A 13981-nucleotide genomic window follows, 5' to 3' on the forward strand; every position below is an offset into this window, starting at 1 on the left:
CCCTTACTTCTTATGACGAATACGCGGGTTCACCACGCCGTACAGCAAATCGACCAGCAGGTTGACGAGGATAATCATCGTCGCGACCAGCAGTACACCGCCCTGCACAACCGGATAGTCACGGCGTTGCAGCGCGTCAATCAGCCAGCGTCCAAGGCCCGGCCAGGAGAAGATGGTTTCGGTCAGGATCGCCCCCGCCAGCAACGTCCCCACCTGAAGGCCGATAACGGTCACCACCGGCAGCATGGCATTACGCAGCGCATGGACGATGATGACGCGCATACGCGTCAGGCCCTTGGCGCGCGCGGTGCGGATATAATCCTCACCCAGCACTTCCAGCATCGATGAACGGGTCATTCGCACGATCACCGCCAGAGGAATGGTGCCCAGCACCATGGCAGGCAGGATCATGTGCGCCACGGCATCAATGAAGTTGCCCTCTTCGCCCCAGATAGCCGTATCAATCAGCATAAAGCCGGTGAGCGGGTTGGAGTCATCCAGGAAGACCATATCGCTGACGCGCCCGGAGACCGGTGTCAGGTTAAGCTGCACCGATACCAGCATGATCAGCATCATGCCCCACCAGAAGATAGGCATGGAGTAGCCGGTCAGCGCCAGGCCCACGGCGGTGTGGTCAAAAATAGAGCCACGCTTGACGGCAGCCAGAACCCCAACAGGAATACCCACCGCAGTGGCGAAAATCATGGCGCAGACGCCAAGCTCCAGCGTCGCTTTAAAACGCGGCACGAACTCGTCCCACACCGGAAGACGGCTTTTCAGCGAAATCCCTAAATCACCGTGCAATACGCCCCAGATATAGTGGAGGTACTGCTGCCACATCGGCTTATCGAGACCGAGTTCCGCCAGCAGCTGTGCATGGCGCTCAGGGGAAATACCACGCTCGCCCGCCATAATCATTACCGGGTCGCCGGGGATCATATGGACGAAGGCAAAAGTGAGAAGGGTGATACCGATAAACGTGGGGATAACAAGTCCCAGACGTCGGAGGATGAACTGCAACATAACCCGGATTCTCTCTGATGACGCACGACCAGTGGCGTGACGTCTGTATTGCTCACAAATGTAAATTCCCTCTCCTGGCGGGAGAGGGTTAGGGTGAAGGGCGTGCATGCATCCCCTCACCCCTGCCCTCTCCCAGAGGGAGAGGGAGAACACCCTACTTATTATTCAACAGATACGTTTTCGAAGTGGTGTTTGCCCAGTGGATCAACCACGTAGCCCTTCACTTCTTTACGCACTGGCTCGTACACGGTGGAGTGAGCAACAATCAGCGCCGGAGCCTGATCGTGCATAACAACCTGAGCCTGCTTGTACAGTTCAATACGTTTGTTGTGATCGTCGGTCGCACGCGCCGGCTGGATCAGGTCTTCAAACGGCTTGTAGCACCAGCGAGAGTAGTTAGAACCGTCTTTCGCCGCCGCGCAGCTGAACAGGGTGGCGAAGAAGTTGTCCGGATCCCCGTTATCACCGGTCCAGCCCATCATTACCGCCTGGTGCTCACCCGCTTTGGCGCGCTTCAGGTACTCGCCCCACTCGTAGGTCACAATCTTGGCCTGAACGCCAACTTTAGCCCAGTCAGCCTGAACCATTTCCGCCATACGGCGTGCGTTCGGGTTGTACGGACGCTGTACCGGCATCGCCCACAGCTCAACGGTAAAGCCTTTATCCTGGCCCGCTTCTTTCAGCAGCGCTTTCGCTTTCTCAGGATCGTAGGTGTAGTCTTTAACGTCGTCGTTATAGCCCCACATGGTTGGTGGGATCAGGTTTTTGGCAGCAACGCCAGCGCCCTGGTAAACCGCCTTGATGATCGCTTCTTTGTTCACCGCGTAGGTCAGCGCCTGACGCACTTTCACGTCATCAAACGGTTTCTTCTCGGTGTTGAAGGAGAGATAGCCCACGTTCAGGCCAGCCTGCTCCAGCAGGTTGATGTTCTTGTCCTGCTTCATGCGGGCGATATCAGCCGGGTTCGGGTACGGCATTACCTGGCATTCGTTTTTCTGCAGTTTTGCATAACGCACTGACGCATCAGGCGTGATGGAGAAGACCAGACGGTCGATCTGCGGCTTGGTGCCCCAATAGCCTTCGAACGCTTTATACAGAATGCGGGAGTCTTTCTGGTACTGCAGCAGCTGGAATGGACCGGTACCGATTGGGTTCAGGTCGACTTTTTCCGGCGTACCGGCTTTCAGCATGTTGTCCGCGTACTCTTTGGACAGAATTGAAGCGAAGTCCATGGCCAGGTCAGCCAGGAATGGCGCTTCCGGACGCGTCAGCACGAACTGAACCGTTTTATCGTCCACTTTTTTCACTTCAGCGATCAGGTCTGGCAGACCCATCCCTTCGAAGTATTCATAGCTGCCGCCAGACACTTTGTGGTATGGGTTCTGAGCGTTTTTCTGACGGTCGAAGGAGAACACAACGTCGTCGGCGTTAAAGTCGCGCGTTGGTTTGAATTCTTTGCTGTCCTGCCACTTCACGCCCTGGCGCAGGTGGAAGGTATAGGTTTTACCGTCTTCGCTGACGTCCCACTTCTCAGCCAGACCCGGAATCACTTCCGTGGTACCGGTTTTGAATTCAACCAGACGGTTATAGATCGGTACAGAGCTTGCGTCGTAAGTCGTACCAGAGGTAAAGAGCTGTGGGTTAAAGCCTTCCGGCGAGCCTTCAGAACAGTAAACCAGGGTTTTTGCCTGTACGCTTGCTGCCACGGTCATAGCCACCAGGCTCAGACCAAGCTTCAGCATCCCTGACTTCTTCAAGGAAATACTCATTATTCTGCTCCAATGTGATGTTTTGCTTTGTTGTGTTACGCCGCCAGACCTTTATTTATTTTTTACCCGGTCCGGTCGGTGATGCCCGAAGGCTTTAAAGGGATGGAGAATCCTTTCAGAAGAGCGTTTGAGTTGCAGCGCAGATCGTCCCTGAAATGCCCCTCATGCCCTACAATCTGTCAACAGAATGTGAAAACGTCAATACAGGTGACGGGGATTTACGCTGAGTGTGAGAAACCGCAAACAAAGATTAAAAAAACTATGCATGCCAGTTTTCAGCAGGGAAATTTATGCTACTCGCTATCTTGCAGCACAAGTCTCTTCATATTTCGCAACAATCAGTGATTAACTTTTATTCAGAATGGGTAAATTTTCTTGCAGAATGGTGATTATCTGAGCACTAAATACCGCGAACGTTAAAACGCACAGCGAAAAATGCTGAGGTTATCCATAAGCAACGCGAAAAAAGATCAATCTATATATAAAAAAATACAATGGATTATGTCACAAAATCGTTAACAGGCAGGGAGAAGCAGGCCTAAGGGGCGTTTTGGATACTCTGACGGGATAAGATCATAATGCAAAAAGGGCTAACCTTGCGGTTAGCCCTTTTCAGAATGTGGTCGGCGAGAGAGGATTCGAACCTCCGACCCACTGGTCCCAAACCAGTTGCGCTACCAAGCTGCGCTACTCGCCGAATGCGGAGCGCATCTTACTGCTGAGGTGCGCCCCCGTCAATCCCTTATTTTCAAAAAGCCATTCAACTGGCGATATTCTCGCCAGGGCAGCTACTGCGCGGCTTTTACGCTGTTATCAGGGAGTTTACACCAGTTGTTGTTTTCGTTAATCCCACCGTTCGGTGAGGTATAGCCGAGACAACCCATAATGGTGTCATACAGCTCAACGTGACGACGCGGCACCTTCATCTCCGCCTCTTTTTTCAGCTGAGCAAACATCTTCGCCTTCTCCGGATTTTCAAGATACTTATCCGACATCCACATGATCATCGGCACGCGGAACTGCTCCGGCGGTGCCAGCTTGCGCGGCGTACCGTGCAGGTGCTCTTTCTCATTGATGGATTCACCGTGGTCTGCCGCGTAAATCACAATCGCTTTTTTATCGCGCAGCTGGTCGATCACCCGGCTCAGGAAGGTATCCACGTACAGCACCGAGTTATCGTAGGCGTTGATCAGCTCCTGCTTGCTGCAGTCTTTATTAATGCCCACGCACTCAGGCTGCCACTTCGCAAAATCACGCGTGTAGCGCTGGTAATAGCTGTAATGCGACCCTTTGGTATGCAGAATAACCAGATGCTTACCCTGCGGATGGTTCTTAAGGGACTGCGACATCTCTTCCAGCAGCAGCATGTCGTCGACGTTTTTACCGCGGTTACGCGGTTCGGCGCCAATCTGCTCACGGTACGCAATGTTATCTGCCAGCGTGTTGGTGTAGAACCACATCTCACTTTGCATGGCGAACAGGTCAGAGCTAAACCCAAGCTGCTTCAGCACGGCAAACACGTTCTGCTCTTTCAGCGTGCGTTGCGGGTTATCGCTTGCACCGCCTTCACGCACAAACATACAGCGTAGCGAGAGCTTCGTTGCGGTATCGCAGGAGTAGCCACGGTAAGCCACCAGGTTTTTCTCCTGCGCCAGCTTTGGCGTGGTGTCCCGGTTATAGCCGAGAATACCCATATGATCCCAGCGCGTCGTTTCGCCGATGACGAAGACGACGTACGTATCATCAATCCCGTCGGCTGGCGGCTGGTAGGTGAATTTTTTCGTTGGATTGATCAGCGATTTCACATCACTGGATTCGTCCGCCTGCGCCCAGGCATACAGACCTAACGCTGACAGCCAGTTAGACGGCAAATACGAGTTTGCCACCACGCCGCCATAGCTTGGCATATCCACGCCCGTCGCTTTTTCAACGCGTTTTTGCTGCGTTTCCATCAGGCGGATTGGCGCCCATACCAGCAGACCAGCCAGCAGGACAACGACGATATTGCGGATCCGCTGTCCACGGGTGCGCAGCTGGCGTAACAGCGTATAGCGGCACGTATTGTTCCAGATAAAGAACAGCGGTATCAGACAGGTTAAAACTGTCCAGACGATAAAGCCTTTCCCTACCACCTCTTTCGAGAGATCGATATCCGTGGTCATCACCGAGGCAACGATACCGTACCCAATGACCACGTTCATAAAGGTCATGTAATAGCTTGCGGCGGCGGAAATAATCACCACCAGCGAGGCCAAAATTTGCCAGGTACGTCGGCCAAAAAGGGACAGCAGGCGTAAGAGGAAGAAGGTAGCGAGGACGGAGCCGAACACTTCAATGGCGGCAAAAATACCATTACTTACGGTAAGGTGTTCAAAATAACCTTCCACTCTTCTGAACAGTACCGCGCCATTCAGAAATAATCCGATATAGACAGCCAGCATCAGACACAATCTTTGCTGGGTAAGAGACCTAATGTATTTCATGCAAACAACCCTGGGGGAAGGGGTATAAAAACCCGACGAATCTCAAAGAGAAAGCGGACAGAGTACGTAAATGCGTAAGGAAGCGTTATTAGAAACGTCTACAAGCGCGATAAGTAGACCACAGCGGGAGAGAAAAGTGGCAGCAGAGAGTGTGATCGGTATAAATTTTTACAAAATATCGAGACGGGAAGCGTCTCGCATAAAGAAAAAAGAGGCCACAGAGGCCTCTTTCATACTGCTTACGCGTGCGCTTCTTTGAATACTTCACGCTGCGGCTGGCGAATCGTGGTCGAGAGCGCCAGCGAGATAATCAGCAGGGCAAATATGACGCAGAAGGTCACGTAGAACCCGCCGAACAGAGAGGCTATCAGCGAGCCGCAGATGCTGCCGATCCCGAAGCCAAGATAGATAACGCCGTAGTTTTTCGCCAGATTGTTCAGGCCAAAGAACTCGCTTACCAGTGACGGGAAGACGGTAATCGTGCCGCCGAAGTTAAAGGCCACGCAGGCAATCGCCGCAAAGAAGGTGGCTTCATTCAGCGGAGCGAACAGCAGCGCCGCCATGCCGACCAGCGAAACCACCTGCCCAATCGTAATCACACGGATGCGGGCAATTTTGTCAGACAGAATGCCGAGCACCAGACGACCGGAGAGGTTGGCAATGGAGATGACCGTCACCGCATTCGCCGCCGTGGCCGCATCCAGCTTCACCATCCCCTGCGCGATATCCTTCGCCACACCGATGACATAAAGTCCGCTCATGCAGGCCGTCAGGAACATCACCGCCAGCATCCAGTACTGCGGTTTACGCATGGACTGCGCGAGGGTGAAGTCGTTCTCCACCACGCCGTTAACGGATTTGACCTCCTGCTGCGGCGCATCGGTCATCAGCGTGGCGCCGAACAGAATCATCACCAGCACGATTGCGCCCCAGATCATAAAGGTGTTTTCGAGGCCAACGGACGCCAGCAGATGGGAGTCGATAAATTTGAACCCGAGGCTGCCCAGGCCATAGGAGCCGATGGCGAACGCGGAGATGAGACCTTTACGCTCCGGGAACCACTTCACGCAGTTCGACAGGGTCAGCAGGTAACCTGCGCCATCGGCCAGACCCACCAGCACGCCGGCGCTCAGCCACAGCATCATCAGGTTGCTGGAGTGCGCCGTCAGGAAAAAGCCTAAACCCAGCAGAATGCCGGACGCCATGGTCACACGCTTCACCCCAAAACGCTCCTGCAGCTTGCCCGCGACGGAAGACGAAATCGCCAGACCCAGGCTCAGCAGACCAAAGGAGAACGCAACCTGGCTGACCGGCGCGCCAAGTTTGTCGGAAAGCGCGCTGTTAAACAGGCTCCAGGTATAGACCGATCCCAGCGCAAACTGGGTGACGATGGTGCCAAAGAGCGTGAGCCAGCGCGTGCGGTTATAAGTTGATGTGTTCATGGCAGTTGTCCTGCAAGAGAAATTAAGGAAGTTCGCTGAGGACAACGATAAACAAAACCTTAATACGCCTGGGGTAAAACGGCATGAAATGCAGGCGGAACGGAATGAAATGCCTGGAAACGGGAATGAATGGCCTGGCCCGGGCATAAAGCGACAGCGTGTTAGTATCCGCTATCGCTGTAACGCCCGTGGTTGTTGTATTCGAGATGTTATCGTAACGTTTAAAAAAGTAACAACTCTAGAAATTTGCGCTAACGCCGAGGGTGTATAAAAACTCCTCACCGGTGGTGGTGTGCTCCCCCTGAGCCAGCGACGCATAGGCCGCGACGTGCGTATTAAAAGGAATATCCGTTCCCACGGTGACGTCCATCCAGCTACCGTTTTGGGCAGGGGCTGGCGTTTGCGGCATGCCAAACTGCGATTTCCACTGGTTTTCACCAAACTGCTGGTTATAGCTAATCTGCGCCCACGGACGAAGATCGCCGTACTGGGTATTCACGCGCCACCCCAGCGTGCTGACGCTGGCATGCCAGAGCGGGTCGGTGATTGCCTGCGTCGACGCGCTATCACCAAACTCGTTGATCATCATGGGAGCCGTGCCGTCGTATCGCCACGCCACCACCGGGCCGGTGGTGACACGCGCTGAAACCGGAAAATTCCAGCCCACGCTCATCGTCCCCTCCGGCGTGCTGCCAGACGGTATATTCAGGGCAAGACCCGGCGCGTTTTGCGAAGACTGAATACGCTCAGCCAGAATATCCTCATAACGCGGTTGGTGATCCGCGTCCCATGTATAGCGTTCCGCCGTATTATTTTGGGCGTCTGAAACGATATATTCCTGTTGCCAGGCAGACGCTGTATTACAAAAAACAGGCAGGCTGAAATCCCCACCAGGCCAGAAGCAGCATGGCGACCACTGATTTTTTTTATCATCATCAACGCGACCCCAGAGAGAGCCGAATTCGGCGATATTTGTCGTTATTCAGGAAGAGCTTATAACCCTTGTATTAACTATTGTCTTTATAGTAAACACGTCAAGCCAGTCAGAATGAAAATTTTGCGAAATCAGTATCAATAAGGGAGATGACGGATGGAACGTTGCGGTTGGGTGAGCCAGGATCAGCTTTATATCGACTATCACGATCGGGAATGGGGCGTGCCGGAAACGGATGGCAAAAAACTCTTTGAGATGATCTGCCTGGAGGGCCAGCAGGCGGGGTTGTCCTGGATTACGGTACTGAAGAAACGCGAAAACTACCGCAACGCCTTCCACCAGTTCGATCCTGTCGCCGTCGCCGCGATGACCGATGAAGACGTGGAACGCCTGGTGCAGGACGCCGGTATCATCCGTCATCGCGGTAAGATCCAGGCCATCATCGGTAACGCACGCGCTTACCTGGCGATGGAACAAAACGGCGAATCGTTCTCAGATTTTGTCTGGACGTTTGTGAACAACGATCCGCTGGTCACACAGGCCGCCACGCTCGCGGAAATCCCGGCCTCTACCCCGGCCTCGGATGCCCTCTCGAAGGCCCTGAAAAAACGCGGCTTTAAGTTTGTCGGCTCCACCATCTGCTACGCCTTTATGCAGGCCTGTGGCCTGGTCAACGACCACGTTACCGGCTGCTTCTGTCATCCGGGAGGCCATCATGATCCGCAAATGGCAAAGTGAGAATACCGCGCCGCTTCTGAGCCTGTGGCTTGAAAGCACCACGGAAGCGCATCCGTTTATCGAGCCGGGTTACTGGAAAGAGAACGAGGCCATGGTGCGGGACGTTTACCTGCCGTCGGCGGAAACCTGGGTCTGGGAACAGGATGGCGAGCCATACGGATTTATCAGCGTGATGCAGTCTCAGTTTGTCGGCGCGCTGTTTGTCGCACCGTCATGCATCGGGAAAGGTATCGGGCGCGCGCTGCTGAACCATGTTCAACAGCGCTTCCCGCATTTAACCCTGGAGGTATATCAGAAAAATGTGCGGGCGGTGAATTTCTACCATGCTCAGGGCTTTCGCATTGAGGACAGCGCCTGGCAGGATGATACCCAGCACCCGACGTGGATCATGAGCTGGCAGGCGGATCAAACGCCGTTAAGGTAAGCTCGGGTCCCTGATATTTTTCTACCCAGGCCAGCGCCGTGTTCCCTGCGCAGCCATTCCCCAGCTTCGAGCTGGGGAGATCTTTGGTCAGCACGTTAACCGCCCCGTTTTTACAGATCCCTCCCTCGGCGGGCTCAAGGTCGGGCCATGCGCCCTGATGAATGCAGATCACGCCCGGTTTAATCCCGTCGCTCACCACCGCCCCTGCCAGCACCTGCCCGCGCGAGTTCCAGACGCGCACCACGTCGCCGTCCGCAATCCCCCGGGCTTTCGCATCAAGGGAATTCAGCGTGACCGGCTCTCGCCCGGCGACCGCATACTGCTCGCGCAGAGACGTATAGTTAAGCTGGCTGTGCAGACGGTGCGCGGGATGCGCAGACAACACCTGCAGCTGTTCCGGCTGGGCGTTGCCGTGCCACTCGTCCGGCTCGAGCCACATAGGGTGTGGCGGGCAGTCCGCATAGCCAAAGCTGGCGATGCGCTCGCTATAAATCACGATCTTTCCGCTCTCGGTTTTCAGCGGGTGGTTCTCGGGGTCGCGGCGGAAATCGGCAAAACGGACAAACTTCGCGTTCTGTTCGCTCTCCGGCATCTCGACGATCTGGTTCGCTTCCCAGAATTCAGCAAATGGCGGAAGCGTCACGCCCTGCGCCGCGCCGCGCTGGCCGGCAATCTGGTAGAAGGTTTCCAGCCATTGCAGATCGCTTTTCCCCTCGGTAAAACGCTCGCGACCGCCCGCTTCCCACAGCTCGCTCAGTTCAGCAAACACGTCAAAATCATCACGCGCTTCGTCTCGCGGGGCCACTACGCGCTTCATCGGGACCATATGCTGGTTGCTGTAGTCGCCGGTCATAGTGAGATCGTTACGCTCAAACGAGGTGGTCGCTGGCAGGACAATATCTGCATGCTTAGCCGAGCCGGTCCAGAAGCACTCGGAAATCACCACCAGCTCCGGCTTCTGCCAGGCGCGGATCAGGCGGTTGGTATCCTGATGGTGCGTGAAGTTCGACCCGCCCGCCCACCAGACAAATTTAATGTCCGGGAAGTGGCGGTCCAGACCGTTGTGCTGATAGAAACCGCCCGGGTTTTCCAGGGCTTCAACAATACGCGCCACCGGTATTTTATCCACGGCATCGACGCCGCCCTGCACCGAGCCTTGCAGAGACGCCAGCACCGCCGCTTTACGCGTCGGGTTACCGCCGTTTGCAAAGTGATAGGAGAGACCAAAACCCCCGCCCGGCGTGCCGATCTGCCCAAGCATTGCGGCAAGCGTTACCAGCATCCAGTGTTTTTGCTCGCCAAACTGTTGACGTTGCATTCCCCAGCCGGACATTAACATCGTGGTATTTTTATGGAACAACGCCGCCAGTTCGCGGATTTTCTCCGCAGGAACGCCGCAAATATCTGCCGCCCACGCTGCCGTTTTCGCCACCCCATCGGATTGGCCCGTCAGGTAGTCGGCGAATTTATCGAAGCCGGTGGTACAGCGCGTCAGGAATTCAACATCGTGCCAGCCGTTTTCTACCAGCGTATGGGCGATCCCCAGCATCATCGCCACGTCGGTACCCATATGGGGGGCAATCCACTCGGCGCTGTCGCCGAAGAAATCCATGGTTTCAGAACGCATCGGGTCAATGCAGATGATGCGCTTGCCGCTTTTGCGCAGCGCGTCGAAATACCCAATGCCCTGCTCGTCGCTGGCATTCCAGGCAATTTTCAGCGTATTGAGCGGGTTGGCGCTCCAGAGCACTACCACGTCGGTATGCGCCAGCACCAGCGGCCAGCTGGTCTGCTGCTGGTACACTTCGTTCCCCCCTACGACGTACGGCATGATCGCCTGCGCCGCGCCGGTGGAGTAATCCCCCAGATGGCCGGTATAGCCTCCCGCCAGGCTCATGTAGCGCTGCAGCAGCGTCGAGGCCTTGTGCAGCACGCCGTTAGAACGCCAGCCGTAGGAGCCGGCAAAAATGGACGACGGACCGTAAGTGTCGCGAATGCGCTTATGCTGGGCGTGGATCAGCGCCAGCGCGTCATCCCAGCTCACGCGAACAAACTCATCCTGACCGCGGATCCCCTGCGGTTTATCCGGCGAGGCCAGAAAACCTTTACGCACCATCGGCCAGCGCACGCGCGTGTTGCTGTGCACCTGATCGCGAACGACGGTCTGTAACGAGTTGGGATGTTGGGTTGGCAGTGCCCCGCGGGACGACAGAACATTTTCGCCATCGGTTTCGACCAGCATCGGCCCCCAGTGGGCGGCGGTCAGAATGGTTTTCGTTGAGGTGCTCAAGCGTGCGCTCCTGGTTGCGTGCAGGTTTACGGCCTTCTTTCTGAGGCTGTTTATGGTTTGTCACAAATTTCAGAGTTATACCCGGAATTTTCTCCGTATCTGGACGTCATAATCAACTGCCACGCTCGCCGTGGCAAAGAATAAAAAGGATTAAGGAAAGAAGATGAAAAAACGCGTACTCGTTATTGCCGCTCTGGTGAGCGGTGCACTGGCTGTTTCTGGCTGCACAACTAACCCTTACACCGGTGAGCGTGAAGCGGGTAAATCCGGCATTGGCGCGGGTATCGGCTCGCTGGTCGGCGCAGGCGTGGGGGCGCTCTCCTCCTCCAAGAAAGACCGCGGTAAAGGCGCGCTGATTGGCGCAGCGGCGGGCGCGGCACTGGGTGGCGGCGTCGGCTATTACATGGACGTGCAGGAAGCGAAGCTGCGCGACAAAATGAAGGGAACCGGCGTGAGCGTGACGCGCAGCGGCGATAACATCATCCTGAATATGCCGAACAACGTGACCTTCGACAGCAGCAGCGCAACGCTGAAACCCGCGGGCGCGAACACGCTGACCGGCGTGGCGATGGTGCTGAAAGAGTACAACAAGACCGCCGTGAACGTGATGGGCTACACCGACAGCACCGGCAGCCAGGATCTGAACATGCGTCTGTCCCAGCAGCGCGCCGATGCCGTAGCCAGCTCGCTGATCACCCAGGGCGTTGAAGCCAACCGCATCCGCACCAGCGGCATGGGCCCTGCCAACCCTATCGCCAGCAACAGCACGGCGGAAGGCAAAGCGCAGAACCGCCGCGTTGAGATTACGTTAAGCCCAATTCAGTAGGTAAAAGCAAAACGGCAACGCTCGTTGCCGTTTTTAGTGGTGGCACCCTCTCCCGTGGGAGAGGGTTGGGGTGAGGGCACCAGACCGCACCCTCCGGTAAGCGCAGCGCCACCGGGCAAATTACTTGATTCGTCTGATTTTCCCGTTAAGGTATTCTCACTAAATTCAGGGAAATCAGCGATGAGCAAACCAGCCCGGGCCACCATCAGCGACGTGGCGAAAGCCGCCAAAACCGGTAAAACCAGTATTTCACGCTACCTTAACGGCGAGAAACACCTGCTGTCCGACGCATTGCTGGCGCGTATTGAACAGGCCATTGCCGATCTCGACTACCGTCCCAGCCTCATGGCGCGCGGGCTCAAACGCGGCCGCACCCGCCTTATCGGGCTTATTATCGCCGATATCACCAACCCCTATTCCGTTAACGTGCTCAGCGGTATTGAAGCCGCCTGTCGCGAGAAGGGCTTCACGCCGCTGGTCTGTAATACCAACAACGAAGTCGACCAGGAGCTGCATTACCTCGATCTGCTGCGCAGCTACCAGGTCGAAGGGATTGTGGTGAACGCGGTGGGCATGCGGGAAGAGGGTTTAAACCGCCTGCAGCAGTCCTCTCTGCCTATGGTCCTCATCGACCGTAAAATCCCGGAATTTGCCTGCGATGTGGTCGGGCTGGATAACACCCAGGCCGCTACTACCGCCACCGAACATCTGATCGAACAGGGCTTCGAGGCGATTCTGTTTCTGAGTGAACCGTTAGGGATGGTCAATACCCGTCGCGAGCGCCTGAGCGCATTTCGCACCACGCTGGAGCGATATCCCGGCGTGATCGCCGAAAATGCCGAAACGCCGCTTCACGAAGCCGACCAGCTCGACAACACCCTGCGCCAGTTCCACACGCGCCATCGCGGGATGCGCAAAGCCGTTATCTCCGCAAACGGGGCGCTGACGCTTCAGGTCGCCCGCTCGCTCAAGCGCATTGGCCTGCACTGGGGCAGCGATATCGGTCTGCTGGGGTTTGATGAACTGGAGTGGGCGGAGCTGGCGGGCGTCGGCATTACGACACTCAAACAGCCCACCTGGCAGATTGGTTATGCTGCTGTTGAACAAGTGGTTCGCCGCATTGAAGGCACCAGCGATGCCGTTCGCGAGCAGGTCTTCTCCGGCGAGCTGATCGTTCGCGGCTCCACGGCGCGTTAATTTTCCCTTGTGATACCGATCATAAATTCGACATCCTGACCTTTTCTTTGGAACCGGTTCCATCTAGCGTAATAGTATTGTTATGTTGCGATGGAGTCCGAAGATGGGCAGGAAAATTATGGTGGTCACCGCCGCGTACGGTGCGGAACAGGTGCGACAGGCAGGCGGTCAGCGGGCGATGCTTCCCGTTATTGCAGGCGCAGGGGCAGACGGCGTGGAGATCCGCCGGGAACTGTTCAGCAGCGAAGAGCTGCTGACGCTGCCTGCGCTGGGAGAATCCATTGAGCTGCTCGGCCTGCTGGCGTGCTACTCCGCCCCCGCCGCCCTGTTTATGCCCGACGGCACCCTCAACCCGGATCTGACCCGCTATCTCTCTGAGGCCAGCACCCTGAACGCCCTGTGGCTGAAGGTTTCTCTGGGCCATTTCCGCGACGCGCAGCCTCTCGACGCCCTGCGTACCCTGCTGAACGCAAGCGGCATGGCGCTGGTCGTGGAGAACGATCAGACCGACTGCGGACAGCTCGCGCCGATGCAGCGCTTCCAGGCCGCCTGTCGGGAAATGGCATTGCCCGTCACGCTGACCTTCGACATGGGCAACTGGCTGTGGGTCGGTGATTCCCCCGAAGAGGCCGCGCGTCACCTTGCCCCTGCGGTGAGCTATATCCACGTGAAAGCCGCCGTGCCGCATAAAGATAACTTCCGCGCCGTGGCGCCGGACCACGCCGATGCGCGCTGGCTGGATCTGCTCGGCCAGCTGCCTGCCGATGCCCCGCGCGGTATCGAGTTCCCGCTGGAAGGGACGGATTTAACCGCCGTTACCCGCCATTACGTCAACCTGCTGCGCGAGGAGTAAAC

10 protein-coding genes, 1 tRNA gene and 1 pseudogene are annotated in these 13981 nt (G+C 56.2%); 5 read left to right on the plus strand and 7 right to left on the minus strand.

Going from position 1 to position 13981, the window contains the following annotated elements; genetic code table 11:
• Positions 1-3 precede the first annotated feature (3 nt).
• The 6 genes and pseudogenes from dppB to QMN93_RS14250 form a co-directional block, all read right to left on the minus strand.
• Complete coding sequence (dppB, locus tag QMN93_RS14225; protein ID WP_023334097.1) at positions 4-1023, minus strand: dipeptide ABC transporter permease DppB; 1020 nt, start codon at positions 1021-1023, stop codon at positions 4-6.
• Between the two features lie 161 nt (positions 1024-1184).
• Complete coding sequence (gene dppA, locus QMN93_RS14230; protein ID WP_033146993.1) at positions 1185-2792, minus strand: dipeptide ABC transporter periplasmic-binding protein DppA; 1608 nt, start codon at positions 2790-2792, stop codon at positions 1185-1187.
• A gap of 620 nt (positions 2793-3412) precedes the next feature.
• Positions 3413-3489: transfer RNA gene (locus QMN93_RS14235), tRNA-Pro, on the minus strand.
• Positions 3490-3580: 91 nt separating this feature from the next.
• Positions 3581-5275, minus strand: coding sequence for a kdo(2)-lipid A phosphoethanolamine 7''-transferase (eptB, locus tag QMN93_RS14240; protein WP_039261186.1), 1695 nt, complete (start codon positions 5273-5275; stop codon positions 3581-3583).
• Between the two features lie 239 nt (positions 5276-5514).
• Positions 5515-6717, minus strand: a complete 1203-nt coding sequence (locus QMN93_RS14245) for an MFS transporter (protein WP_033146995.1) — start codon at positions 6715-6717, stop codon at positions 5515-5517.
• Positions 6718-6955: 238 nt separating this feature from the next.
• Positions 6956-7653 (minus strand): annotated as a pseudogene (locus tag QMN93_RS14250) (autotransporter domain-containing protein).
• A 154-nt stretch (positions 7654-7807) separates the two neighbouring features.
• On the opposite strand from QMN93_RS14250, the gene tag reads away from it, so the two are divergent.
• Both tag and QMN93_RS14260 read left to right on the plus strand, forming a co-directional pair.
• Positions 7808-8389, plus strand: a complete 582-nt coding sequence (gene tag, locus QMN93_RS14255; protein ID WP_069303503.1) for a DNA-3-methyladenine glycosylase I — start codon at positions 7808-7810, stop codon at positions 8387-8389.
• Positions 8367-8813 carry an N-acetyltransferase gene (locus tag QMN93_RS14260; RefSeq protein ID WP_032661790.1) on the plus strand — a complete coding sequence of 149 codons (447 nt, stop codon included), beginning with the start codon at positions 8367-8369 and terminating at the stop codon, positions 8811-8813. The genes tag and QMN93_RS14260 overlap by 23 nt, the downstream gene beginning before the upstream one ends.
• Here QMN93_RS14260 and QMN93_RS14265 read toward each other — a convergent pair.
• Positions 8776-11055, minus strand: a complete 2280-nt coding sequence (locus QMN93_RS14265) for a molybdopterin guanine dinucleotide-containing S/N-oxide reductase (RefSeq protein WP_264299652.1) — start codon at positions 11053-11055, stop codon at positions 8776-8778. The two genes, QMN93_RS14260 and QMN93_RS14265, sit on opposite strands and share 38 nt — an antisense overlap.
• Positions 11056-11266: 211 nt before the next feature.
• On the opposite strand from QMN93_RS14265, the gene QMN93_RS14270 reads away from it, so the two are divergent.
• The 3 genes from QMN93_RS14270 to QMN93_RS14280 all read left to right on the plus strand — a co-directional run bounded on the left by QMN93_RS14270 (position 11267) and on the right by QMN93_RS14280 (position 13979).
• Positions 11267-11929, plus strand: a complete 663-nt coding sequence (locus QMN93_RS14270; protein ID WP_024909080.1) for an OmpA family lipoprotein — start codon at positions 11267-11269, stop codon at positions 11927-11929.
• 180 nt (positions 11930-12109) lie between these two features.
• Positions 12110-13126 carry a LacI family DNA-binding transcriptional regulator gene (locus QMN93_RS14275; RefSeq protein WP_023309954.1) on the plus strand — a complete coding sequence of 339 codons (1017 nt, stop codon included), beginning with the start codon at positions 12110-12112 and terminating at the stop codon, positions 13124-13126.
• Positions 13127-13229: 103 nt separating this feature from the next.
• Positions 13230-13979, plus strand: coding sequence for a sugar phosphate isomerase/epimerase (locus QMN93_RS14280; protein ID WP_045400220.1), 750 nt, complete (start codon positions 13230-13232; stop codon positions 13977-13979).
• The last annotated feature ends 2 nt before the right edge of the window (positions 13980-13981 follow it).

This window comes from Enterobacter sp. R-1.6.2, from assembly GCF_035064085.1.
Lineage (GTDB): Bacteria > Pseudomonadota > Gammaproteobacteria > Enterobacterales > Enterobacteriaceae > Enterobacter > Enterobacter asburiae_B.

Excerpts from the sequence above, each read along its gene's own strand:
- QMN93_RS14275 (WP_023309954.1), top strand. The coding sequence starts at position 12,110 with ATGAGCAAACCAGCCCGGGCCACCATCAGCGACGTGGCGAAAGCCGCC.
- eptB (WP_039261186.1), bottom strand. The coding sequence starts at position 5,275 with ATGAAATACATTAGGTCTCTTACCCAGCAAAGATTGTGTCTGATGCTG.
- QMN93_RS14280 (WP_045400220.1), top strand. The coding sequence starts at position 13,230 with ATGGGCAGGAAAATTATGGTGGTCACCGCCGCGTACGGTGCGGAACAG.
- QMN93_RS14260 (WP_032661790.1), top strand. The coding sequence starts at position 8,367 with ATGATCCGCAAATGGCAAAGTGAGAATACCGCGCCGCTTCTGAGCCTG.
- QMN93_RS14245 (WP_033146995.1), bottom strand. The coding sequence starts at position 6,717 with ATGAACACATCAACTTATAACCGCACGCGCTGGCTCACGCTCTTTGGC.
- QMN93_RS14265 (WP_264299652.1), bottom strand. The coding sequence starts at position 11,055 with ATGCTGGTCGAAACCGATGGCGAAAATGTTCTGTCGTCCCGCGGGGCA.
- QMN93_RS14270 (WP_024909080.1), top strand. The coding sequence starts at position 11,267 with ATGAAAAAACGCGTACTCGTTATTGCCGCTCTGGTGAGCGGTGCACTG.
- dppB (WP_023334097.1), bottom strand. The coding sequence starts at position 1,023 with ATGTTGCAGTTCATCCTCCGACGTCTGGGACTTGTTATCCCCACGTTT.
- dppA (WP_033146993.1), bottom strand. The coding sequence starts at position 2,792 with ATGAGTATTTCCTTGAAGAAGTCAGGGATGCTGAAGCTTGGTCTGAGC.
- tag (WP_069303503.1), top strand. The coding sequence starts at position 7,808 with ATGGAACGTTGCGGTTGGGTGAGCCAGGATCAGCTTTATATCGACTAT.